Source organism: Myxococcales bacterium (genome assembly GCA_022184915.1).
Lineage (GTDB): Bacteria > Myxococcota_A > Polyangia > Fen-1088 > Fen-1088 > JAGTJU01.
On the sequence record JAGTJU010000001.1, the window covers coordinates 97,339 to 121,410 of the forward strand.

General features: G+C 59.6%; 23 protein-coding genes. 12 read left to right on the plus strand and 11 right to left on the minus strand.

Annotated features, from left to right (window positions below):
* Positions 1 to 12: 12 nt before the first annotated feature.
* The 3 genes from KA712_00410 to KA712_00420 all read right to left on the minus strand — a co-directional run bounded on the left by KA712_00410 (position 13) and on the right by KA712_00420 (position 3,909).
* On the minus strand, positions 13 to 399 hold the full coding sequence (locus tag KA712_00410; GenBank protein MCG5051399.1) for a transposase: 387 nt from the start codon (positions 397 to 399) through the stop codon (positions 13 to 15).
* Between the two features lie 308 nt (positions 400 to 707).
* Positions 708 to 2,210 carry a trypsin-like serine protease gene (locus KA712_00415; protein MCG5051400.1) on the minus strand — a complete coding sequence of 501 codons (1,503 nt, stop codon included), beginning with the start codon at positions 2,208 to 2,210 and terminating at the stop codon, positions 708 to 710.
* A 238-nt stretch (positions 2,211 to 2,448) separates the two neighbouring features.
* Entirely contained in the window at positions 2,449 to 3,909 is a 1,461-nt protein-coding gene (locus tag KA712_00420; GenBank protein MCG5051401.1) for a transposase, read from the minus strand.
* A 245-nt stretch (positions 3,910 to 4,154) separates the two neighbouring features.
* Here KA712_00420 and KA712_00425 point away from each other — a divergent pair, with 245 nt between their 5' ends.
* Both KA712_00425 and KA712_00430 read left to right on the plus strand, forming a co-directional pair.
* Complete coding sequence (locus KA712_00425; GenBank protein MCG5051402.1) at positions 4,155 to 4,394, plus strand: RHS repeat protein; 240 nt, start codon at positions 4,155 to 4,157, stop codon at positions 4,392 to 4,394.
* A gap of 1,244 nt (positions 4,395 to 5,638) precedes the next feature.
* Positions 5,639 to 6,358, plus strand: coding sequence for a hypothetical protein (locus tag KA712_00430; GenBank protein ID MCG5051403.1), 720 nt, complete (start codon positions 5,639 to 5,641; stop codon positions 6,356 to 6,358).
* Between the two features lie 114 nt (positions 6,359 to 6,472).
* Here KA712_00430 and KA712_00435 read toward each other — a convergent pair whose 3' ends face one another.
* Positions 6,473 to 7,654 carry a serine protease gene (locus tag KA712_00435; GenBank protein ID MCG5051404.1) on the minus strand — a complete coding sequence of 394 codons (1,182 nt, stop codon included), beginning with the start codon at positions 7,652 to 7,654 and terminating at the stop codon, positions 6,473 to 6,475.
* Positions 7,655 to 8,821: 1,167 nt separating this feature from the next.
* Here KA712_00435 and KA712_00440 point away from each other — a divergent pair.
* From KA712_00440 to KA712_00455, 4 genes are all read left to right on the plus strand, one after another.
* Positions 8,822 to 9,475, plus strand: a complete 654-nt coding sequence (locus tag KA712_00440) for a hypothetical protein (protein MCG5051405.1) — start codon at positions 8,822 to 8,824, stop codon at positions 9,473 to 9,475.
* A complete protein-coding gene (locus KA712_00445; GenBank protein MCG5051406.1) occupies positions 9,472 to 10,014 on the plus strand; it encodes a hypothetical protein in 543 nt (180 codons plus the stop codon). Before KA712_00440 ends, KA712_00445 begins: the two co-directional genes overlap by 4 nt.
* Positions 10,015 to 11,488: 1,474 nt before the next feature.
* A complete protein-coding gene (locus KA712_00450) occupies positions 11,489 to 11,848 on the plus strand; it encodes a hypothetical protein (protein ID MCG5051407.1) in 360 nt (119 codons plus the stop codon).
* Positions 11,849 to 12,166: 318 nt separating this feature from the next.
* Positions 12,167 to 13,177, plus strand: coding sequence for a glutaminyl-peptide cyclotransferase (locus KA712_00455; protein ID MCG5051408.1), 1,011 nt, complete (start codon positions 12,167 to 12,169; stop codon positions 13,175 to 13,177).
* Positions 13,178 to 13,507: 330 nt separating this feature from the next.
* Here the strand turns inward: KA712_00455 and KA712_00460 are convergent, their stop codons facing one another.
* Positions 13,508 to 13,696: a hypothetical protein gene (locus KA712_00460; protein MCG5051409.1), complete on the minus strand. Its 189-nt coding sequence runs from the start codon at positions 13,694 to 13,696 to the stop codon at positions 13,508 to 13,510.
* Between the two features lie 105 nt (positions 13,697 to 13,801).
* Between KA712_00460 and KA712_00465 the strand changes: the two genes are divergently transcribed.
* The gene (locus KA712_00465) at positions 13,802 to 14,173 is read left to right on the plus strand and encodes a hypothetical protein (protein ID MCG5051410.1); all 372 of its coding nucleotides are present in this window, start codon (positions 13,802 to 13,804) and stop codon (positions 14,171 to 14,173) included.
* A gap of 44 nt (positions 14,174 to 14,217) precedes the next feature.
* Here the strand turns inward: KA712_00465 and KA712_00470 are convergent, their stop codons facing one another.
* The 3 genes from KA712_00470 to KA712_00480 all read right to left on the minus strand — a co-directional run bounded on the left by KA712_00470 (position 14,218) and on the right by KA712_00480 (position 16,530).
* Complete coding sequence (locus KA712_00470) at positions 14,218 to 14,475, minus strand: hypothetical protein (GenBank protein ID MCG5051411.1); 258 nt, start codon at positions 14,473 to 14,475, stop codon at positions 14,218 to 14,220.
* Positions 14,476 to 15,299: 824 nt separating this feature from the next.
* On the minus strand, positions 15,300 to 15,419 hold the full coding sequence (locus tag KA712_00475; protein ID MCG5051412.1) for a thrombospondin type 3 repeat-containing protein: 120 nt from the start codon (positions 15,417 to 15,419) through the stop codon (positions 15,300 to 15,302).
* A gap of 583 nt (positions 15,420 to 16,002) precedes the next feature.
* A complete protein-coding gene (locus tag KA712_00480) occupies positions 16,003 to 16,530 on the minus strand; it encodes a thrombospondin type 3 repeat-containing protein (GenBank protein MCG5051413.1) in 528 nt (175 codons plus the stop codon).
* Positions 16,531 to 17,136: 606 nt separating this feature from the next.
* Between KA712_00480 and KA712_00485 the strand changes: the two genes are divergently transcribed.
* A complete protein-coding gene (locus KA712_00485) occupies positions 17,137 to 17,715 on the plus strand; it encodes a hypothetical protein (GenBank protein ID MCG5051414.1) in 579 nt (192 codons plus the stop codon).
* A gap of 125 nt (positions 17,716 to 17,840) precedes the next feature.
* Here the strand turns inward: KA712_00485 and KA712_00490 are convergent, their stop codons facing one another.
* From KA712_00490 to KA712_00500, 3 genes are all read right to left on the minus strand, one after another.
* Positions 17,841 to 18,332, minus strand: coding sequence for a hypothetical protein (locus KA712_00490; GenBank protein MCG5051415.1), 492 nt, complete (start codon positions 18,330 to 18,332; stop codon positions 17,841 to 17,843).
* A gap of 226 nt (positions 18,333 to 18,558) precedes the next feature.
* A complete protein-coding gene (locus tag KA712_00495; GenBank protein MCG5051416.1) occupies positions 18,559 to 19,092 on the minus strand; it encodes a hypothetical protein in 534 nt (177 codons plus the stop codon).
* A gap of 112 nt (positions 19,093 to 19,204) precedes the next feature.
* Positions 19,205 to 19,645, minus strand: coding sequence for a hypothetical protein (locus tag KA712_00500; protein MCG5051417.1), 441 nt, complete (start codon positions 19,643 to 19,645; stop codon positions 19,205 to 19,207).
* A gap of 544 nt (positions 19,646 to 20,189) precedes the next feature.
* On the opposite strand from KA712_00500, the gene KA712_00505 reads away from it, so the two are divergent.
* The 4 genes from KA712_00505 (at position 20,190) to KA712_00520 (ending at position 23,857) form a co-directional block, all read left to right on the plus strand.
* Positions 20,190 to 21,266, plus strand: a complete 1,077-nt coding sequence (locus KA712_00505; protein ID MCG5051418.1) for a hypothetical protein — start codon at positions 20,190 to 20,192, stop codon at positions 21,264 to 21,266.
* Positions 21,267 to 21,370: 104 nt separating this feature from the next.
* A complete protein-coding gene (locus KA712_00510; GenBank protein MCG5051419.1) occupies positions 21,371 to 21,943 on the plus strand; it encodes an RNA polymerase sigma factor in 573 nt (190 codons plus the stop codon).
* Between the two features lie 320 nt (positions 21,944 to 22,263).
* Positions 22,264 to 22,581 (plus strand): hypothetical protein, encoded by a 318-nt coding sequence (locus KA712_00515; GenBank protein MCG5051420.1) that lies wholly within the window; start codon positions 22,264 to 22,266, stop codon positions 22,579 to 22,581.
* Between the two features lie 472 nt (positions 22,582 to 23,053).
* On the plus strand, positions 23,054 to 23,857 hold the full coding sequence (locus tag KA712_00520; protein ID MCG5051421.1) for a VWA domain-containing protein: 804 nt from the start codon (positions 23,054 to 23,056) through the stop codon (positions 23,855 to 23,857).
* Positions 23,858 to 24,072 lie beyond the last annotated feature (215 nt).

A 24,072-nucleotide genomic window follows, 5' to 3' on the forward strand; every position in this document is an offset into this window, starting at 1 on the left:
AATTTGCGCATTTCAATTCGGTGTCAAACGTACGGCGTAGAAGTTCATTCCAAGGGATGAATTTGGATTTGTGTGCGAAGACAGGACGCCGAAGTAACGGGTGACGTGGCGCCTTGGCGGGGGAATGATGGCGGCAAGGCGAGCGATGAAGGCATGCGGTGCAAGCACAACCGCGTTTGTGCCGTCAGACCAGGGACGTTTGAAATCAAGTTGCACTTTGCGGTCGGGCAACGAGTGCAAGCGGTGATTGGCGAAGGGGGGCCGCAAGATGTAGCGGCAAAGATGCTCGCGGCCCGGTTTGTCGTTGCCATGCACATGGGTGGCGGCGTGAAGGTTAAAACCCCATTGCTCTGCGCATAGGCGACCTTTGGCTTTGGGGGCGGCTCCGTGGATCTGCATTCCGAGGTTTCGCAGTAAACGAGTATTTCGCCTAACTCTTTCGCTGCTCGCTTGGTGTTTCACTGCCGCGGCCGTAGGCTGCTCCGATGGCAACTTCGCATGACCAACAACACGTAGTGATCAGCGATGCACTGTTTGCGGCCATTTTTGCTGGCAATGGCACCCGACAGAACAAGCGAAAGCGGACGATCTCAGGGGATCGTCTCCGAACATGGAGTGGATCTGACGCTTATTGATACCGAAGTTGGAGCCACCTTCGTGGTTTCGCTGCCGATCTCGACGGTGGACGACTCTGGAGAGTCTCCTGGTTAAAAGAAACTATCGCCCCGTATCCCCGAGATGACACCATCGCCTTGAGGTGACGGCATTGGCGTCGCCGCCGACTCCGTGGACTTAAGTTCACATCGAGACCATTGCCGCTTGGTCCAATTGGCGGGCCAGAAGGTAAAGGCTTTGCACATCGAATCTTTGCTGCACGCAGTCTGGCATTGCTCCGCTGTCATCGAAGCTTCACTCACAGTTGAGTAGGTGTTGCCGGGTCGGTCAACACCGTAGGATAATCCCCGCTTGGCACCAGAGAACACGCTGTTCCTCCAGGTGACGTTTCCGGCGGCACTCTTTAGCTGACAGGTGGGAGGAGATCCCGAGTAGAGGAAGCCCCCTGGGAAGTAGTTATATGCGCGGCAGCGGGCATCGACGTCGCATTCGCTCCTACAGCGATAGGGATCAGGAGAAGTCAGCGGAATCGACTTGTAGCTCGGCCCTGTCCGCTCTATCTGCGCTGCGAGGCCTGTACTCACTCCCGAAAGGAAAGCTGCATTATTGGCACGCGACGAAAAGGAGCCCTTCATGCGACATACCTTTGTTGCGTTCTCCCAGGAGAAGGCGCGGCAGAACTTCGTTACGCCGCATAGCGAACGACAGGACTCTGCACTCCCGTTCGTAAGCGTAACTGTTCCCTCCGGTAGGGCTGCGCCCAGGATATCAACGCCCGCCTCCTCGGTCGCGCGCACTCCTGACAGGGCGACAGGGTTGGCCTTCCAACCTCCCACCGCACGGAAGAGTCTGCAGGTCCCGCTGACGGGGAACAGGGTGAAGGCCGCGCACGAGAGGTTTGCCCTGGTGCACGCGTCGCGGCAGGCTTGGGTAAGGTCAGGCGAACCCGATACCGAGATCTCTTGATAGATCTCCCCTTCTCGCTGAATCCCCCTGGCGATGCCGCCTTCCATCCTTTGAATCGCATCAAGGACGCGATCCCCGTACCAAGTGACGTCTCCGAAGATGTCGCGGGTGGCGCTACTGGCTGAGTTGACACCCCATATGGCTCCGCCGCTTGAAGCCGCACCAAAGATTGCAGGACCTCCAGAGTCGCCTTCGCAGATCGCACCACTTTCTTGGCTCCCTCTATAGTCCTCCGACTCGACGTATGTCCAAGTCTTGGAGCGCTTGCGCCCGTCTCCTCGAAGAGTCGTTCCATCGGTGCATCCGAATCCGAAGGTGGTGACTATGTCGCCCGTTGTCGGGGCTACACTGCTGATTCGAACGGGGATTAGAGTCGGCGGTGCCTCCGCTGCCAGCCGCGCAATTGCCACATCGTCGTTCCCTCGCAGAGACGGTAAGTTTGTTCGCCACACATTGTTGAACTCAGATTCAGGAACGTCTCTGTCTGTGGCGATGGCTGCAAACTGAAAGATCCTCTCCACCTTGATGTCCACGGTTTGGGTTGCTCCTGCAGGCAAGAAGCGATATCGGAAGGTGTCGGGCGTCGGGCGTCCTTGGGGGCGGTAGAAGAAGCAGTGGGCTGCAGTCAAGATGTAGCGGGGATGGATGAGCGTTGCTGTACACGTGCCTACCTTGGCCAATAGGTCGTTCGAAGGGTGTTTTTCGGGTCAAAAGGCCGAGGAGCCCGAGCGAACAAGCCTCTCAAGCGGGGAAACTGGGAGGGGCAAGGGTTGAAAAAGGAGACGGAAATGGGCGAAATGCCGCGTGTTTTCCGTAAGCGGATGCGGCTGCGCCAAAGCTCGCTCTGGCAAGGCACCCGGCGGGACGTCAATTACACCAGTCGAGCTCGGCCTGGTGAGGCGGTGCCCTGGCCGGGGCAAGCCTGGGCGGCGTGGTGGGCAGCCCCATGGCGCCGAGGATTTTGGCGATGGTGGCGGCTTCTTTTACCAGGGCGATGAGGCGCAGGTCGCCGTGGCAGCGGTTGCAGTGCAGCTCAATGCCGAATGTTCTGCGAAGCAAGTCGCTCCACGCGATGTATTTAGAGGTGCGAGGAGGTTTGGCGGCAATGGGGGTTTGCAGGTCTTGGGCGGGCGATTCCGTTGCTTGCGCCGCAGTGGCGGCCACAGTCGCCGCAGGCACGATGAGAGGTCGCAAGGCACTGTGTGACGACAGCACGCCGAAGTAGCGGGTCACGTGGCGCCTGGGAGGAGGCACAATGGCGGCAAGGCGCGCGATGAGAGCTTGGGCGTCGAGCACGATGCAGCTTGTGCCATCGGACCAGGGGCGCTTGAAGTCGAGTTGCACTTTGTCGCCCGGCAGAATGTGCAAGCGGTCGTTTGCAAGTGGCGGGCGCAGGATGTAGCGGCACAGGTGCTCGCGTCCTTGATTGTCGTTGCCGTGCACGCGGGTGGCGGCGTGCAGATTGAAGCCCCAATGCTCGGCGCACAGCCGGCCTTTGCGTATAGGCTGGGCGTTGGCGGATAAGGCCAAGCGCAAAGGCGCACGCCGCTGCGCAGGCCCAGCGGGAGGCAGACCCGCGGTGGCAGCGGCAAGCAGCTGTGCAAGCAACGGGTCGTCTTCACCCAAGGTCTCGTCGCCCACGATGACGGTCACTTCGTCGTCACCGGGGGCGGTGGCAAGCTCGATGAGGCCGCGCTTTTTCAAGAAGCGCACGATGCGTGCGGCCGCCTTCTTCACCACCTGCTCCACCTCTACTTGCGAGGGCGGCGCAGCGGGGTGAAACACCGGCGGGCCGCCGTGTTGGGGGAACACGTAAACGCCATCGAGGAACACGGTGTGAAAATGCGGATTGCAGCGCAGGTCGCTCGAGGCGCGCTGAATGACGGTGAGGCCTCCGCATTCGGCCTTGGCGGTGCCGCAAGTCTTGATGGCGCGCTTGCGATAGAAGGCGGCCACCGTGTCTGTGAACAGCCGGTGCACGGCGCCCAGCAGGCGCGCGTCGAAGGCCAAGGGAAAGCGCAACACGAAGGGGAAGGTGAGCACCCATTGTCGAAGCGCCACACCCGTGGGCAGCACGTGGTCAACAAGATTTACCGCGCCTTCGTTCATGCGGCGGCCGCCACAGCTTGGGCAAAAGCCTCTGCCTTTGCAGCTAAACGGCAGCACATGGCGCGCGCGGCAGGTGTCGCAGTATAGGTGCGCGAAGCCGTGCTGGGGAATGCCGCAGGTGATGTACTCTTGCAGCTCGCCCGTCACGTGGCGGGGGAGGCTGCGGCCGTCGGCACTGCTTTGCCACTGATCGAGGAAGGAGGCGAGGTGGGCCTGCATCACGCGGAAAAGCGCCGTGTTTTGCGGCTGCCGGGGTGCATATAGGGCCCCTGGTGACGAGGCGGGGTGGCTGTAAGCTCGGGCTTGGTCCACCTAAAGGCATCGGCGCAGCGGCCCTCGGGTTGCTTGGATTCTCACCTAGGGCGGCAGGCGCGGCGTAAGAGGCTACGGTTGCTACCTGCTCCGCACCATCGCGGCGCCCGCTGTGATTTAAACCCGGACATTATTGACGCTTGGGGCGCATCATGCACACCACGCGCACGGTAAACGGCAAGCCCGAAGAGGTGGTGGCCACCTATGACGCTGCTGATCGAATCACGAAGATGATTCTGCAAGGCGGCCTCGTTACGCATGCGTTCCGATACGATTCATTGGGGCGCCTTGTGTGGGCGCACGATGAAGACATCGGCGCGCGCACGATGACCTACGACGACAACAACTGGTTGCGAACGCACAGCAATGGCGCGGAACAAAGCGTGGCGTAGCCGGGATGGCAAGTGCCACGACCGACCCTGCCGGTGGAGTACTGTCGGTCGGTTTGCGCTATTTCTGGACCAAGAGAGCAGTACGCCAGTTCGGTTCAGAGTCGACCGGTACGCCCAGCGCCAGCAGATAGCCGTGAAGCATATCGCCCGTTAGACGACTTGATTTGGCTCTTTTCGTGTAGGCCGTTTGGTCCTCGAACGGAAATGCGGTGCCGCTGGTTTCGAAGACCCAGCGTCCACCGTCGTTGGCTGCAGCCACTGATCGCTCAAGAGCAAGGGGTGGCTCACCTCGTGGTCCAGCAAGGCTAACGCGAGCACTGGAACGAATACGCGTATGGTGCCGGGGCACACCGGCACGATAGCGTGCAAGAACAGCAGAGAGCGTTGCAGAAGAAGATGCGAGGGCACTATGGGTACTACGGCATCACCGGGAATTCCCGTGGGCTCTCACGCTACTACTGGGCCGTTGCGACAACCTGGTGCGGCTGGTTGCGTCGTCGCTCTCAACGGGGAAGGATCACGTGGGAGCGTTTCCTGCGGATACTTGCACGCTACCCTCTGCCTTTGCCCCACATGCCCTCGCGGAAACCCACGTCAGTGAACCTGTATTCTTGAAGAGCCGGGTGCGGTAGTCCCGCATGCCCGGATCTGTGGGGGCCCTGGGTGCGTAAGTGCCCAGGGCTACCCGAGCACATGCGGCGCACGAACCCGCAGGGCTCGCCCCTGTAGCCGGTTCCCGCCTAGGAGTTGCCTAGGAGACTGACCCGCCTGGCACCTTGGCCGTCCGCTTGGTGGGCATTCGGTCTTCCCCAAGAAACTGCAGTTCGCCTCAGATTTTCGTGGCGGTGAACAAAAAGAGGCAAGGATGCCCCTCATAAAACGCCCCGATGCCGTGCCTTATTGAGGCAAGGCCAGGCTGGACCGCCCTTTGCAGACCGATGCCGCCGATGTCTCAGAACTCGGAACCTCCTCGTCGACACGCAATGCGTTACGGTGCGTCCTGTTTTCTGGTTGCCCTGTTGGGTTGTCTATCATCGGGCTGCGGTAGTGGTGGAGACGGTGAAGGCGCCGCCGGGGGAACAGGCGGCGCTCTGCTGGGGGGCACCATGGAAGGACCGCCCATGGGTGGCATGACCCAGATGCCCATGGGTGGCATGCCCGAGATGCCCATCGGGGGCGCGTCGCCAGACCTTCCGTTGGACCCGACGGGTCCTTTTCATCACCAACGGCCTCCCCTCGGCCCGATGGCGATCCCGCTCGAGCCTGAACACGTGCGCGAAGGACGCTGCGCCCCTGGCCGCGTTTTGCTCGGCCCGCTCGTGGGCACGCCTCCACGCGTACCGGCTCATGCCGTCTCCGCCGCTTTTTGCGAATTTCCCCTTCTGCCACCCCCGTCAGGCTGGACTTACCAAATTGGTGGTGGACCTGATGCATCGACGGATGGTCTCGTGCGGGCGACCGTGCTGGGTGAAGAGGCTCTCATGAAAACAGGGTGTCATCTCGAGGGAACCCCTCAAAAGTTGGTCTGCCCGAGTGTGGCTGTGTCGAAGGAAGGCGCCAAGCGCGTGGCCCTTTATTTTTACGAGCAACGTGTCTCGGAGTCTTTGGCGGCATTTGAAGTTGAAGCGAATCCGTTCCCATTCGATATCCACGCGGGTGCGCCGACGCCCGAGTTCGAATGGGTACCCCAGGGTGAGTCGGTATCGCTCACGTTGGATATGACACGCATGTGGCGTGACCATGCCGTGGACTTTATTGGGTCCGCGCAGTCTCAGAGGGCGTGGCTGTTCGTAAGACGAGCCGAAAGTTCGGATAAAGTCGCCGCTGTCGATTTGGGTCCCGTCCAGGTGGAGACGACGTCGCTTTCCTGCATGAGTCCACCCATGAGCACGCAGAACGCGGCTCAAAGGGGACATTTCTATTTGGGGGCGGTCTCAAGCCAACAACGCAACGGTTCGACGTGACGATTGACTCGAAGTTGGGCGCTACACGACATCTAAGCTCTGATCTGAGGAACCGCTTCTCCAACGGCTTGACCTGCGTCCATCCCCGAGATCAATCAATCAAGCGAACGGAGTCTAGAATGCGAGGCCAAACAGCGCGTTGTAGCTGTTGCCCTTCACGTCGCCTGAAAACGGGACCTCTGCAACCAACCCAAAAAGCCAATAACCATAGCTGAGGTTGATGCCCAATTTCGTCCCCACTCCAGAATAGCGTTTCAAGCTTTGGCGCAATTGACCGCTTGTTTCTCCGATGAAGATTTCGCTTACCCTGTCAACTATGTAGGCGCATCCAATATGGGGAGTTACAAAACCGTTGATCTGTGGCCAATAGCCTCTATAGGCAAGGCCAAGCGAAAGCACGCCTCGATCTGTTCGGTATAGCGGGGATGTGAAGTTATCGTTAGAAACTAGGCTCAACCCCAGTCGCAGTCCCACGGCCCCGATGAACTCGGAAAACGCGAGACTCATCCCGGCGTTGGAACTATTTACTCCCAACGCTCCCGCAAGATCCATCAAGAATAAGAAGCGGTGAGGTGTAATTTTCCGTTCGGAAACGTTCGTCAGTTTTTGTAGCCTTTCGACCTTTACTGCCGCTGACACTCCGGCACCGAAGTTTAGGCTGACTACCCCGAGTAGTTTTCCTGAACAGGACACAAGCGGGCCACCTGAGTTGCCTCCAATCGCCGCTGCGTCGGTTTGAACGAGGTCTTCACCGATCTGAGAGATGGTTCCCGTGGCGATCGACCAACGAAGAATACCCTTTGTGAAGGCCTTTTCCGCTATGCGCGATAGTCCAGAAGGATGACCAATGGTGAAAGCTGGCATTCCGACTTCTACGATCTGTGCCGGCTCTATCGGGTCACCTTCAAGATCGTGGCTTACGCGCAAAATGGCTAAGTCGTTGGCTTCATCTTTTGCGACCACCTCGAAGGCTGTCTTCTTACCTGAAATCGAAGTTGCCACCGCAGGCAAGCCATCGGAGACGACGTGCCAAGCGGTCACTAGGTGTCTGCGATCTTTAAAGAGAAAGGCAGCGCCAATTGAGCCCTGTTCGTCTTCGATCAAGTAAACAGATTTCCGTGCGCCTAAGGCGGTTGGACATAGAACCGATTCGAAAGGCGGAAGTGTCTCCACTTCATCTGCCGCCACCTCACGACTAACAGCGATCGAAATGACGAAGGTCATGGCCGAAGCGAGTAGAGCGCCGAGTGCGACCTTTGCAGACTTGAAATGCACGAATGCAATCTGCGTTTTCACCAACCCGATGTCAATTCAAAGCCACAATCGTTAATGCTTCGTCGTGAGCATGCAGTGATTTTGGAGCTACTAAATCAAAGGCAGGTTAGCGCGCCCCCGGAAGCATCAGAGAATTGCGGCGGTACGAATCAGGCCAGTACGAGTTGCGGAATCACGCGCGGAGCGCTCGAACAAACGTCAACAGATGTCGCGATTGTCAGTCCAGATCTCAGCTTGCACCCTGCGCTCAGAGCGCAGCCGCGTCTGCCTTTTCCGCGTCGGTACCGGCATCAAAGGGTTGCGGCTCGGGGCACCTCCATACGGGCTGCGGCAAATTTTCGGAACTTGTATCTGGCCAATAGGTCGTTCGAAGGGTGTTTTTCGGGTCAAAAGGCCGAGGAGCCCGGCAGTAAGGCTAAGGACGCAAGGCGGCTTACGTTAGTTGATAGAACATATTTTATCAGACAAATTTGACGCGGAGGGACGTGGCGCTTGTAGTTCCTGTACGCCAGTAGATCCTACTACGGAGGATGACTTCTCTCGAGCCGTCGGCCGAGGAATGACCACCATTCATGATGCGTTCGATGGTCATCCGCCATCAACCCTCAACCCAGGGGATGGCAGTATCTGGGAGGTAGACCTCGGGGCAGATTTCCGGTACGTAGGGCCCACCACTCCCAATGTCCATGACGAAGACGTTTCCTTAGATGGCCCGCGCTTGTGGGATGCTGTCAGGTACATGTTTGAGCGGGAAAGTTCTCTAAGTCAGGCCAGCTTATTTGGTGGCATGGCCCAAGCGATGCGAGAGCAGGGCTACAACTGGTGCCAGATCTGCGAAGTCTTCAAGATCCACGCTGGCCCGGGAGGCACATGTCCAACAGAATGGATCGGGGACCCACCCGCCGACACGTTCTGCGCATTTGGGCCGTGCAGCGCCCCGTTCGTGGAAAAAGACAGGCAATGTGTTTGTCCTCCAGGGCAGACGCGCCAGGGCTCTGTATGCGTGATCACGTCGTGCCCGCCCGGTCAGTTTCTTCATCAAGGCTCCTGTGTAGGTAGTTGCCCTTGTCCTTGTTCCAACCCATTCAACGCATGCTCCTGCCTAGCGGACAACATTCCCGTCTCATCCTGCTTTTCTCCCACTAGCGATAGCCGTTGCGTCTCGAGTTCATGTACTCTTTAGAGCCGATGAAAAAGAACACACAAGGCGTTTGGCCGTGGCTTCATTGCTTGACAGTGATTGCTCTCATTCCGGTAACGGCTTGCCACACCGACGATGGTGATATGGAGAATGATGCGGCCACGGCGGATGACGGCGGGCGAGACGGCGGAGGGAAGGATCAGGCTGCCAGCGTTAAACTTGATGCCGGTGCCGTGGTGGATGCAGCCAACACCGGCCTCACGGACGCTTCACCGTTAGACCAGTGTTACCCGCCGTGCGTCGCCAAGGTACGTGCCAGATGCAACGTCACGGCAGACGAGACAAGCGTCTGCTCCAAGTCGGGTGACGAGACTTTGATCTGCAATTCAGGCGGGACGCGGTCTCGCCTGTTCGACGAAATGATGGAGGGGGTCAGGGTCGGTACGACCGTTCGCACATTGCCCGATGGGAAAACGATCTGCTTCTCACAATCCAACCGACCTGGTTTGGAGCCCATTTGGCTCATGCGAGATGGCGACGGGAAGACAATCGCCTTCCAACGCGGCGACAACATTGTGTGCACTGACGACGGCAAGGAATACAAAGTGGATCCCAATTCACCTGCTTGCAAGGCCATCGTTTCGCCGTACATGTGTAAGAATCCAACTCCAGGAGCGTGCGTATGGCTTGGCCAAAAATGATCGCCGACCTGGCGCTTACCCTGGTTCTTGTCGGAACATCAGCATGCACGGTACCTGAAGATTCTTGCGGCAAGGGTGTCGACAAAGGAAACGTGTATCAAATCACATTGCTGGAAGAACAGCCGCTCGACCTTACGAGGGCCAGTTGCAGTGCGATCGACCAGTTGGCCCCATCCTCTACGTTCAAGATACAGGTCACGAACGAGTTTGCTGCATCGAGCCCCATATGTGCAACGTCCATGGGAAAGTTCGTCGAACCGCCCAACGGTCTGAGCGAGCACAACTACGCGGGCCGGTCGAATGGATTTAACGGAGGCCGATCCGAACGACCGGCAATCCTGGTTAACGAAAATGTGAAGACGGGCCCAGGGCAGAACTGCTCGGCGCGTTGGCAGACCTCGGTTTTTTTTGGCGGTAATGCGCTAGCCGATGCATCTATGGTTCAGGCTATCCGTCGAGAGCTGATTCCCGACCCCGGGCAGGCCGGATGCAAGTATTGTTTTGATGATTGGGTTGTGACGATCAAACAGGTTCAGTGACAACCTACCAATGGCTTCTCACTTGGTGCAAGAGTCGCACGCACGAGTGCCGCCCAGGAATGAGCACCTGTCGGTCGGTTGGCATTGTTGTGCAGCTGTTATTGAGACACTTAGCAAGTGCTGCGTTGTTAGCTTGATCGTGATTTCTTCACCTGCCGTCGCCTACGTTCCAACACGAGATGCCGAAGGGCGGCCGATAAAGTGGAACGACCAAACGGTAACCTTTTTTGTTGAGTCATCGCTTCCGCCCGTCCCGACCAGACTAGACCGTGATCTTTTGGTCGCGATGAAGGCCGCCGCTGAAACGTGGAATTCAACTGCCTGTGCCGGCTTGACGATCAAAGTCGAGCAGTCCTCCACAACTAACGGGCTTTCGGCGAGAAATTCGCGGAACACGGTGGTTGCTAGGTATCGGAACTGCACCCACCACGGCCAAGGGGAGTGGTGTCACGATCCAGACCTAATGGCGTTGACGACCGTATTTTCGACAGCTGACGGTGGCTCTGCAAAGATTTTAGAAGCAGACATAGAAATCAACGCGGCGACATTTGAATGGTCTCTTTTCCCGACAGGGACAGGAATGTTTCCTGGGCATCGCGACCTGAAAGCTGCCGTGTTGCACGAACTCGGGCATGCCCTCGGTTTTGCGCACAGTTGCAGGGAAACGACAGACGAAACTTCGACCGACGAAAAAGGAAATTCGGTCCCTATCTGTGCGGAAGTTTCGGATCCTTCGCGTAGCGGCATAATGTTCCCGCACAGGAGCGGAGGCAGGGTGCAGACAGATATGTCCCCCGAAGAACGCCGAGGCCTTTGCGAGGCCTATCCGAGGACGCTGGCAACTCCCACGAAAGGCTCTGCCGCCCGTATGTATGGTGGTCCTGCATTACTCGTTGGGCTTGTCTCGTATTGTGGGATCCAGGCGCTCTTGCGTAGAAGGCGCAGAACAACGCAGCTCTAGACCATGTCCTGTTCAGTAGCGTGGGCGTGGGCTGATGCCAAGTGGGGGTGTTCAACACCACGCCCCAGCGAAGTCGACGTGTTGAATTGTTGAGTCACGGTACTCGCGAGTTACTCGCAAAGGCGCTTGACCTGCGCCAGTCGGGGTGCGGCCGTAAGGACGCGTGCGAGTGAAGAGTCTATTCTTTGTAATTGGGAAGGCCCTTGAATCCCCGCACTTTGGACGGCATCGTTCGCGCGGGTGCTCCTCTAAGGATTTATCTGGCCGCTTGAATTTCGAGAGGGGCCGGGCCCCCGGCAGTAAGGCTAAGGACGCAAGGCGGCTTACGTTAGTTGATAGAACATATTTTATCAGACAAATTTGACGCGGAGGGACGTGGCGCTTGTAGTTCCTGTACGCTATCCAGGAGCGTTCCCCCCCGGCGCGACCATACCCAGTCCGCCTGCCGGACAGGCACATCAGCGCCGGCTGCGCGCCACGCTTTTCAACGGCGCTTGGTGGGTGCAGGATTATGTGAGCCCGACCTCCTTCACTTGGCTCGGCTACTATCCGATAGGAAACGCCAGCGGGAAGATACCGTTCGACTTGATCAACGCCTCGGCTTGCGAAACGCACTGGTACGGCGAGGTGTTCGACGCGACCCCCACCAGCTGGCACAATGGTGATCTAGGCAACGGGATTTTGGGCCCCTCCGCGGGTAGCCTCGCCTTCCTCGAAATGATCGTTGAGCGTTCGGTGGGCAACATCTGGTTCAACGGTACTGGCACCGCCACCGACGCGGCCTGCTACAATATGACAGCCGTTCAGAACAATGGTTCAACCAATTGGTTCAACTTTGGAGGGCCTGGCGGTGATGGCGCCGGCTGCAACTGAGCGCGAGCCGACCTGAGCTCCCAGGGTCATGGTGGCCGACGCGTTTGTGCTGCGGCCACCTCAGCCCGAGGTTAAAACATGACGAAACTTTCAGGTGTATCGACTTTGAGGAATGCCGGGTCCCGACTAGCGCCAGGGAAGCGATCCTGCGGGCAAGCACGGCACGCCTCTGTGACGTTCGTGGTCTGGTTCGCTGGACTCTTGGGATGCAGTTCGACCGCTCGCTCCTTGCCTGAGGCAGCCCTCGGTGGATGCAGTACCGACGCGGACTGCAGCGGCGGATTCTGCGACCGGACCGGACAGTGCGGCAGCGTCGACGTGAGTTCGACCGCCCGCTTTGGTGCGCCTTGCACGCTCGCGCCGCGAAATCCGAACGGCACAACCGACGGCAAGCAGAATACTTGTGGTGCTTACCTGTGCATCGACGGCCGCTGCCGATCTTGCGTCGAAGATGGCGAGTGCGAAATTGAATACGGCGCTCCGACCTGTGGCCATCTTCTCGATACCCGCTGGCCTGGGAACCGCTGCGGCAACTATTCGAACGCCGGCGCGAGCCCCGCGATCCGGCGGCAAGATCCGCCGACGATCGCCACAAAGCCCCCCGCGCGGCTTACCGTCGAGGTCGTCAGAACCTATCCCCATTCGCAGCAGGCCCACACCGAAGGTCTCTTATTTCACGATGGCGAGCTGTGGGAAAGCACGGGCACCGTTGGTGATTCTCAGCTGCGCCGGCTCGCGCTCGGTACCGGTGAAGAGGTCGCAGCCGTCCGGCTCGATCAGGACCTCTTCGGTGAAGGGCTCGCGCGTGATGGCGACCGGCTCGTCCAATTGACATTCAGCTCGGGGCGAGCCTTGCTTTGGAGTATGAAGACCCTTGAGCGCGTCGGCGAGTTCGCCTACGAGGGCGAGGGCTGGGGGCTTTGTCATGACGGCAAGTCCTTCGTCATGAGCAACGGCACGAGCTCACTGCAGATCCGCGACTCGGAAACCTTTGCCCTGAAGCACCAGGTCGACGTGCGCACGACCGGTACTCTACCTTTTAGATTTCTTCGACTCAATGAGCTTGAGTGCGTCGACGGTGAAGTCTTGGCCAACGTGTTCGAGTACCGAGAGCTCGTTCGGATCGACCTTGCGAGCGGCGAGATAACCGCCATCATCGACACCAGAAATCTGCTTCGGCATGCTGACGTTTCGTCCGACGCGATCGATGGAGCGCTAGATCTAAACGGGATTGCGTATGTGCCCGAAAGTCAACACTACCTGCTGACGGGCAAGTCTTGGCCGCGAATCTTCGAAGTGCGTTTCGTCGACGATCCTTTGTTTCGCTAGTTCAACAGTTCAACGTACGAGCGGCTTGGGCGTTTCCCTCGCCGCGGCAAGATCGGGCCTTAAACCTCAACGTGCTCTCGCCCTGGAGAACCTGGCACTTTGTCAGCAGTCGCCGTATAGGTGCGCGAAGGCGTGCTGGGAAATGCCGCAGGTGATGAACTCTCGGCGCAAAGGGGCGGGGTAGGCTTGAGAAGCGGCTAACACAAACCAAGGCCGCGACACAGCTAGGGCTTAGCGTGCGCCAAGTGAAGCGCCTGTGCCGGCAGTTCAAAGCCGATGGGTTGTGCGGGCTTATGTCGCGCTAGCGCGGTCGACCGAGCAATCGCAAGCTCACTGCTTAGGCGAAAGGCGGTCGTTGTAGAACTCGTGCGTGAGCGTTACGCGGATTTCGGGCCGAAGCTGGCGCACGAGAAGCTCGTTGAAATCCATGGCATTGACGTGAGCCGTGAGACCGTGCGTGGGTGGCTGGCCGAAGCGGGACTGTGGCTCACCCGTTCGGAGCGCACACGGCGTGTGCATCAGCCCCGGCACCGCCGCCAATGTCTTGGCGAACTCATATAGATTGATGGCTGCGATTATGAGTGGTTCGAGACACGCGCTGGCCGCTGCACAGCATTGGTCTACGTGGACGATGCGACGGGACGGTTGATGCAACTGCGTTTCGTGGTTAGTGAATCGGCCCTTCATTACTTTGCAGCCACGCAGTCGTACCTGGGCCAGCACGGTAATCCCGTGGCGTTTTGCAGCGACAAACACGGGGTGTTCCGCGTGAATCAGGAAGGATCGAGCGGCTGTTCAGCCGGTGTTAGCCAGTTCGGTCGGGCGCTGGCAGCTCTCAATATCGACATCATCTGCGCGAATACGCCGCAGCCCAAAGGACGCGTTGAGCGGATGAACAAGACATTGCAGGACCGGCTCGTCAAGGAAATGCGCCTGCGTGAAATTAGCGTTCTCGAGCCACAGGCGGTTCGGCCCCTTCCATGCACCGTGATGTGATTCGGGAATCATGCACGCAGATTGCATGAAAGAGGGAAATGCAGCTACTGAGGCATCGCGTAGCCGGCGGGTACGGGAATTGTCGGCGCCTTGGCCAACAGCCCAAGCACTTCGCGCGTCAGTTGAGCTGTGTTTGTGAGCAACGCCGCATCGCTGCCGGCAGTTTTCGCCGCTGCCTCAAGACCTGCGGCCCACTCGCCTTGACCGGTGCCTGCGGTGAGTGCCCGTACGTTCACCGTGGCGCTGCCGTTTGATAACGCTCGCTTTTGCCACAACAGCAGCATGCGCATCAGGTTGCTCACGAGGCGCGTGTTCTCTGGTGTGCGGCCTATGGTGGAAGCCGATGGCGTTTTCAAAGCCCATCATGATGTTTCCATGAAGTTCGCCCCCTTCTCCCCATCCTCTGCGCCCACGACCACAAAACACGCTTTGATTTACCTATCGGCTCTGATGAACAGCGTAAGCCCCAGAAAATTCTCTTCGGCCTACGGAGAGGCAGCCGCTCAGACGCTCATCGCACTGAAGACAACATCGGCAGCGTGGGCGCGCTGTGGACCATTGTTAGGGAAACCGCGCCTGGATCGATGATGTTCACTGCCGTTCCAAACTCTGGCCTCATCTCAGGACCACAGTCTGACGAGTCCACGCACTTTACGGCCAATCTGGCTCGGCTCAATACAGTTTTAGTCGACGCCTTTGACACCTTCCAGATGACGGCCACTGGCCCCTCGGTGGAACTGCATGAAGCAACTCGAGTGGGCAATGATCCATTCGACACCGAGCGAAGCGGGAGGTGCGAGTGCGGCGACGTCGTTGGCTTGAATGTTTTGTCGGAGGTGAGCGTGCGAAGGGCGGCGCACATACCGGCAGATCTCTTTGAGACTAAGGAGCTGATCGGAACGCGGCGGGGGTTGCTGCGGCCACGACCCATCCCACTGATGTCAGCCAAGGCATGGAAAGCGATTGCCGCTGCTAAAGTAAGGGGTTTGAACGTAGAGGTTGCGCACTTCGTCTAGAGACCATAGGACGAATAAGCTGCATTTGCGCTTGCGTCAAGAACGGCGAGACGCTTGCACTTGTCCGATAATAACCCCTATGACAACATCGTCTTCCCGCCGATCCCCGGTCACATCGCCGAAGCGTCCTGCCCTTGGCAGGCGTCCCCGATGGAGTCGCCGTTCGTGTCCGCTTGGAACGGGTTAAACGCTGTCGGGCAGTTGTCGACGAGGTCCGCTTGTAGATCCATGTCTACATCTACGAAGTGATACGAGAGAGCCACGACGAAGTCAGTCTTGTCGCCCCCGCGCACGCAGTACGGTGAATAGCTCTCAAGGATGCGCAATTCTTGGCAACAAAACCCCTTCTCGCATCGAGTACCTCATATCGCCCGCACGGAACGTTCTTGGCAACGCAACCGTTGACTTCTAAATGCGTAACCCCCGTGGGGTTCGGGAAGCAGATGGTTGCCGATACTGGACGCGTGGCGCCGGCGCATGTGGCCCTAGCCACCTCCTTCAGCGCATGCCCAAACTTGTCACACGGCACCTCCGTGACATCCGCTCCAAACACCCAGCCCGAGTCTGCGACCGACCCGTCCGGCGCCACACCCGCATCCGTCACCGCCGCGTCTGGAGGATGCGCGTCCGAGGTCACCAAAGGCGGAACGTCCTCCCTGGCGGCGGTATCGTGGCGTTGCTGTGCGTCGACGATGACGATTGTGTTCGCATCCATGGTGTCTGCATCAATGGTGGCGCCTGTCAAGCCGCCGCTATCGTCGTCGCACCCGACCAAGAGAAGCGTCCCTAGAACGAACCTTCCAATTTGCTTTTTCAAGAGAGCACCTTGCGACGAAGGATGAATGCTCCCACACCTACCAGAAGGAGCGCAAGCGCCGGAGCGATGCCTTTGACGGGGACGGGCTTCGGAGTCGCTTCGCATACGTCGCCAATGCCGTCGTTGTCGGTGTCCGCTTGGAAGGGGTTGAACGTCGTTGGACAGTTGTCGACGAGGTCGGGCCGCAAATCACTGTCCGCGTCCCTGAGTGTTTGAGTCGGAATTGGCGTCGCCAGGAAGTCGCTGAAGCCATCAGTTTCAACGCAGTAGGGGTTGAAAGTCAACGTTGTCCGCTTCGTCAGCTCTCCGCAGCAAAGGTCGTTGGACTTCACCTCGAGCGGAAGGCAAACAGCTCTCCTCGAGCAGCGATACACCTTGAAACCAGCACTACCCGTTGGGTTCGGGAAGCAAACCTCGGAACTGCCGACAAGCTCGCCCGTGTTCTGTACGTTGAGGCAAATGGGCAACGCTACGCCTGCCTGAATCCCTTGCTGGAAAGTAGTGCAGTTCCCTGCGGTGACCATCGGGTCAGGTCCGGCGCCATTCTTCGTGACCGAGACCGAAACTGTTCCTTGCGGAGTGCTCGCCGTGGTGACGAGTGTCGTGATCGAGTTTCCGGTGGGCCACACGGCGACTTTGTTCGCGGTGGGCTCCCCGACGGCGACAAGATCCGCAAAGGCGCCGAGCGCTTTGCCGTAGCTCGGCCCCGACGTACCTACGAGGGTATCCGCGGCGTAGGTGAAAGTCTTCGGGTCATGCGGATCCCGCCCTGGCTGCCGTTCCCACTTGAAGCGGTACACGAGGCCCTGGGTGGCACTCTGATCGCTGACGAAGACACTACCTCCCGTGCTAACCACTTGGGTGCCGAAGTTCGAGCTTGCGGTAAACCCGAACGGGAGCGGCCCGTTCGGCAACTCGATGGGCATCTTGCTGAGGGCCGCAATGCCGGTCGTCCGATTGTAGGTCTCGTAAAGCGCGACCTTCCCAGCGTTTTGCACGGCAGGCAACCCGACCGCCGGCAGTAAGGCTAAGGACGCAAGGCGGCTTACGTTAGTTGATAGAACATATTTTATCAGACAAATTTGACGCGGAGGGACGTGGCGCTTGTAGTTCCTGTACGCACGGCGTACATGTTTATTCCCGACGACGCGCGTGTGCGCGCTTCGGCGTTTACGATCGCCGAACAACGCCGGCACAGCTTAAGGAAGAAAGACAACCCCGACGAGACGTGGGGCCACGACGCCGCCGCCAAGGAAGCTGCACCCAAAGAGCCCGACTTGCTTGACGATCAGCTGTCGCTGTTTGCGGCTTTGTCAGCGGTGCCGCTGGACGATCAGGGGCGGCCTTTGGATGAGCAGCGCGTGTTCGAGGACGCGGGCGAGGAGATCCCCGACTTGGTGGGCTTCGGCGGCGAGCCGGCGACAGCGCCGTTGGAGACCGCATGGGAATCCATCGCGCCTTTGCCGTTGCCCGAGCCCGAGCCCGCCCCTGCGCCCTTGCCGGCTGGCAGCCCGTTGGCAAGGCGCCGCGATCTGCGGGAAAAAAACAGCGCGATTGTGCGTGAGTTGGTGCACCTGACGGGGCGTCGCCATGCCGACGTCAATGGCGACCTCAATCGCAAATCAGGCGTCAAGCGCATCAGTGAGGCTTCCATTCGGCAATTGGAAAAACGCCTGGAAGCGGCGCAGGCTTGGCTGCGCAAGCTGTAGCCCGGCAACCTGCGCGACCGAGCGTCCCCAGGACGGGGTGACGTTTCAATGCTGGCCTCGCGCAAGATGTCTTTTGGCATTCAGGCCACCTGTTGGGCGGCCTTCACCATTTCGATGGGCGTTTCTCAATCGTCGGCGTTGTCGTCATCGTCGGCGTTGTCGTCATCGTCGGCGTTGTCGTCATCGTCGGCGTTGTCGTCATCGTCGGCGTTGTCGTCATCGTCGGCGTTGTCGTCATCGTCGGCGTTGTCGTCATCGTCGGCGTTGTCGTCATCGTCGGCGTTGTCGTCATCGTCGGCGTTGTCGTCGTCGTCGTCGTTTGAGCCCGGGGCGCCTGCCGAGCCGCCTGTGCCCGGCGCCATGCCGCCGCTGCCGCCGCTGCCGCCAGTGGAGGGGGAATTGCCGCCCGCCCCGCCAGCGCTAGGAACCCCATTGCCCCCGTTTCCGCCTGCGGCGTTATCTGTGCCGCCTGGGGTGTTTTGACCCTCGCCGGACGTTTCCTTTTCGTCTTCGTCGTCGTCCGAGCACCCCGCTGTCGTCATGCCAGAGGCTACCAGCGCAAGCACCAGCAAAACAGAGCGCCCGCAAGCCAGCGGTTGTCGGAGGCCACGGCCCATGAGCCTTTTCACGAGCGGGGCCCCGAGGATTGAGTGGGAGAGGAGCGAAAAGCGGCTCCGGTGAGCAACGAAAAACCGTGTTGTCATGGAGAGGGGGGAGACCCGTGTGGCGCCGATCGGGTCACCGGAAAACGTCGCGGCCGTCCGATTTTGTCCGACCAATCATGCCCGGCTCATGCCCGGCGTGGCTGCGCATGCCGCCGCTTGCCACCAAGCGCCAACCAGTTTAGACCAGAACCAGGGCACCCAGGACGGCCACGCCTACCCCTATAACGATGCCGATGGCGAGGCCAAGTTTGTGTTTGTTTGGGGGGATGGGCGCGCCAGGGTCTTCTGCCACCTCGGGCGCCGCCAACACTTCAATCCCCTTCATCGTGACCGCCACGGCCTGCGAGTTGTAAAATCCAATGATCTTCTTGAGTAAGGCAGCGTAGGGCTCGGCGGCCGGAATGGGGCCCGTGCCCTTGAAGCGAGCGTCGACCATCTGACAGAAGCCCTCAAACGAGCGCAACTCAGCCGTCTTCGCTTTGGCATCAACCGAGCCCATGACGAGCGTGGGGCCAGCGGCTTGCGCAGGCACCAGCTTGATGTGCTGAACCGACTGTTTGCCTCCGCCCGTCGATTCGCCTTCGGGGGTGGACAACTGCGGCCGATAATCGCCCTGGCTGGTTGGCAAGCGAATGGGGCCCAAGAGGGCCTCGAACATCTCAGCCTGAGACAGCGCTTGCGCAGCAAACATGGTGTGCTTGACCGTGGACATTCAACCGCTCCCTCTTCGTTGAGCCTCCGCTCGTGCCGTCCCTGGTTGTCGGCAGCGGGGACGCGCGGCTTGAGCCCAGAGCAAAACCGAATGACGGTCGTGCGACAGGGCCTCAGGGGCGCGCGACGAAGGCGTAGCTTGTGCCGTTGTTTTGAAGCGAGCGCACACGCTTTAGGTCAAGCACGCCTGCGGCGACTTCTCGTGCATAGACATGGTACGCACGCGGGTCGGCACCCTGGGATCGAAGCGTCAAACTTGTGTCGGCCCACCCGTCGGCAGCGACCCACGCGGGAGGCGCCGCGCGCGCCCGCTCGTCGAGCAGCAGGTAAACGGTGGCACGGCGGTCCACCCGAACGCGGTAGATGACCGCGTTTTCGGGGCCGTTGCGCGCGTCTTTGTCATCGCGGGATGTCAGGAGGTAGGTGGTTCCCGTTAGCGCCGGAGGTACCTGATCCCAGTTCGAGTTCCTGTCTAGGTTTTGTCGTGCACCATTGACAAGCCCCTGGGGTTGAACGACGGGGCGCACTTCTTTTCCCAAGTATTCCTCAAGCATGACAGTCACAGGCGCAACCTTGCACGTCCCTTGCTCGCAGCTGGCCCCCGGCGCGCAATCTGCCGCCACGCTACAAACGGATTTGCAGGCATTGTTGTCACCGCAGGTATAAGGGGCGCAGGCTTTGAACAATGCGGGTGCACAAGTTCCGTTGCGGCAGGTCGCCGCCTCAAATTGCTGCCCGTTTTCGCAGCGCGAGGCCTGACAGATGGCGTTGGGCGCGAACGAAGCGCACCCACCCGCGCCATCGCATAGACCATTGCGCCCGCAGGTCGCCCGGCAGTAAGGCTAAGGACGCAAGGCGGCTTACGTTAGTTGATAGAACATATTTTATCAGACCGGCAGTAAGGCTAAGGACGCAAGGCGGCTTACGTTAGTTGATAGAACATATTTTATCAGACAAATTTGACGCGGAGGGACGTGGCGCTTGTAGTTCCTGTACGCCGCCGATGTTGATCCGAGTGGCGAGCTATCGGTCGCAGGGCTCGTTCAGGAGTTCGGTTCGGCAGGAATCTCGACCCTCCCAACAAGGGGGGGCACCGAGGTGCGTGACATCGTTGAACTGAACACCGCAATCGCCGCGCTCTTGAGCACCGACTGTACGATCGTCATGCTCGACCATTCAGGGGTCGTTGTCGAATCGTTCCCCAAAGGGGTCCTCTTCCAGGAGCTTGGATGCGAGGGGGCCCGGATGATCTGGGAACCTAATTTAGAGCTGATGCTGCTCGCGAGTAAACCACAGGACGGATCTTTTATTGCGGTTCGGTCTATGACCGGCCAGGGCTTGAAAGGGGCTTATTTTGAGGTCGCTGACTTAGGCCAGGCAGGAATCACCCTCTTGGGGCTCAGTTCGCTTGGACCCGTTCTTGGCGGATTTTACCCGTCCACTAAGAACAAAGACGAGGATGCATTCCTAGTGACACTGAACCTGTCTTCCGGAGATCTGACGGGATCCATCTACAGAGCGGTTCGGGCAGGTAACGACTATCCCTTGGCCCTGGCTGACGACAACGGTTCCGTAGACATCGTTGGCGTAGCCTCGTCAGAGGGCGGCTTAGGTGCCGAGACCTATTTCTCGGCGGTCCTGTCGAAATTCGGCATAGAGAAGTTGAGCGAAAGCGTGGGCCCGGGGGATTCGTTTGGGTACACCTTCGCCTCTGCTCAGTTGCCGCGGGTCAAGATTGCGCCTGAGCGCACCCGGTATTTGATGACGTCGATCTTGCCCACCGGTGCTGTACCATCTGAGACGATCTTCGGCGTATTTTCTTTTGGCTTAGAAGGACAGCCCAGGTCGGCATTTGGGGAAAAGGGAGTGGTACGGCTTCCAGACCCGAGCATAGCCTGGACGGATTTTGTTTTGGACGATGGCGATCTCGTTTTCGTCGGCTACCGCGAAACCGGCCAGCAACCTGGAATCTACATGACCGTGCTCGATCGAAACACGGGCAACGTACGATCGCCGTTCATAACGACTGGTGCTGTGGCCATTCCTGGGACCAAAGGGCTGATTCCCAAGTTTGTCATACCCGCTAAGGACAGGCGCTTTCTCATTGCGGGTGACCATGCGGTGACGAGTGAGTTCCCCTTCGTCTTGAAGGTTTGGCTGGACCGTACCCCTTGAAGGGCATCACACTCAGCGCGGCCAACGAGTGAGCGTTTGAGACCTTCAAGGCAGCTTGTAAAAAAAGTTGGACCGTTTGAAGCCCTTCACGGGTCTCCTCGCCGATGGCGATGGCGCTGGAAGACGAACAGCCTGATCCGAAAGGTCTAGAGCTAAAGCTCGCGTCACTTTATCGAGAGAACCGTGGCACCGTTGCCCGCTGGATCCGCCGCCGGCTTCCGAGGGACGCCGACGTAGACGACGTGGTGCAAGAGATTTTCCTAACGGCTTGGCGATCGTTGTCACGTTTTCGCGGCGAGGGGCAGCTTTCGACTTGGCTATTTGTGATCGCGCAGAGGAAAGCCAGTAGCCTGCGGCGCGAAGCGAGTAGGCACGTGAGCTTCATTGAACACGCGGACGTGGCCCCAGAAATCTTCACTGAATCGCCTCGGGCGGAGGAATCCTTGGAAAGGTACGAAGCGCTTCGGCTCATGCAAGTGGCGTTCGGTGGCCTAACCGCGTCCCAGCGAGACGTCATTGGCCGCGTATATTTAGAGGAACAATCCACCCAAGTGGTGGCCGCGGCGTTGGGCATTTCGATCACGAACGTAGGTGTTCGCCTGTTTCGCGCGCGACGGGCGCTTGCTCACGCCTTGGTGAGCAACGCTGCGAAGCGCGAATCTGCCCTAGACGGCTGACGATCGGCGCTGCCCAGCGGAACATTGGAGGTTGCTTGGGCAAGGGCAAGCGGCCTCGTGCCTTAGTTCCGCAGGAACGACAAAAAAAGTCCGGGCGTCTTCGTGTTCGAGGATGCGGCGTCTTTTCCAGTTGACGGTGCGGGGTTTGGCAACCAAGGGCAGGAACACAATTTTCACTTCACCACGTCAAACCTACGCTTTCGAGACTTTTCACGCCGAACGGCAGACACCGCTTTCGAGCGTTCGGATGGAAACCTCGAGCGAGTGCCTAACAGTTCCGGTCCTGTAAAGCCATGCGCCGGCTGGCATAGGCAAGCGAGATGCCGGGCGGTCCTAGCCATGCCGCCGATGTACCAGCCTTCGGATCTGCCGGTGTCCGCAAAATGCATCTGGCGGGTCGTAACGATGACGGTCACCTCGTCATCACCTGGGGCTGTGGCAAGCGCAATGAGGCCGCGCTTTGCCAGCTCCCCGTCGGTCCCTTCGAGAAGGAGGGGGCGTTGCCCGTGCAAGAAGGCTTGGCCGCGCTGCGCATCGCGCCTGCGGGCGACGGCGCCGTCATCATTGCGGGTCTCAAAGGGCTCGCCGGCAAGGCCGCTTTCGTCGCCAAGGTGCAGATCGAGGAGCCGAAGCCCTGAAATCGCGGGGCCGTCGTCGCGCCGTCCTGACACCCGGGGGCACCAATCACCGCGCGAGGGCCACCACGCCGCGGTGCTCACCCTTCCCTGTCTCCGGGTGCCCCCACCGAAAACTGAGCCGCGAACAGAGCCACTGCGTCTCCCGGTGTTGGAGGTAGCAGCTTGAGCACATCATCTCGTCCCGTGAACCCTGCCCCTGGACTTTGCGCCGAGCGCACCTATGCGCGGGTCTGCCGCTCTCGGCGTCAGGCTAAACCCGGGAGGGCGGGCCTGGCTGCGTTTTTGGCATGCGGTCTCCTGGCGTGCGGACCCCAAGGTGGCGACGCGACTGGGGCCGGAGGCTCCGGGATGGGCCCTGACGCCGGTGACGCCTTCCGGGGGCTGGGCGACTTTCCGGAGGGTGGTCAGCTCGCCCCCCCCGCCGCCCGAACCCGAGCCCACCGAGACGAACAACTGTGGCGTCAAAACTGTCATGCCGACCAAACGAGGGTCCTCGGTCGTCATGGTGGCTGATGCCTCGAAGAACGGCGCACAGAGCCTCCGCTACGCATTCACCACGCTCCGTGGTCTCGTCGACCAGCAAAACCTCAGCGGCTGGTCTTTGACGACCACGCCATCGGCAACGACAGCCAACTGCGGAATCCAGCAAACAGTGGGGTTTGGCTCCAATGCCGCCCGGTGGAAAGAGGTGATGGACGACGAGTCGAAGTGGACTGGGCAGGGCAACGCGTCGCTGCGCGCAGCCATCGATAGTGCGACCACGCGTCTCATGGCGCAATCTGGGATGGGCCGCGACAAGTTCATCATTCTCATGACCTCCGGAGGGGGCCTTGGCCACTGCAGCCCCGATGACTACCACCCCGAGGAGTCCATCACGGCGGCCCTCACGCAAGGGATCAGGACCTATCTGCTCGGCACGTCTCGCATCGTCAACGAACGGGAAAAGCTGAACGAGATGGCCTTGGCAGGAGGCGTGGCACGCGACGATGAGATCAAGTTCTACGAATCGTTCAACGACGAGGACATTCGCAACATCCTCATGTCGCTCAGCCAGCAGCTCGCCTCTTGTCGGTTGGACCTCGGCGAGGCGCCTCCCGTTGCAGACAACGTGCTCGTGAAGGTCGGGCAAACAAAGCTTGAGTTCGGTTCGGAAAACGGTTGGGTCTACGACGGCAATGACGTCGTGCTGGTGCAGGGCAATGCGTGCACGAAACTCATCGAGGGCGAAGCACAGGTCTCAGTTCTTTTCGGCTGCCCTGGCATCCCGGTACTCTAGGAGGCGTAACGCAGCTGGCTCGCGCTTCCCACGCGCGTCTGCCGATAGGTAAATCAAAGCGTGTTTTGTGGTCGTGGGCGCAGAGGATGGGGAGAAGGGGCGTGGAAAAGATCGGCGGATTGGGCCAAGAAAGAGGACGGTGATTGGCCGCCAAGGCGTGTTCGTCGTGGGGCGGGCATAGCTGCGCCTTTGAGGCCCGCAGGGGCCACAATTTA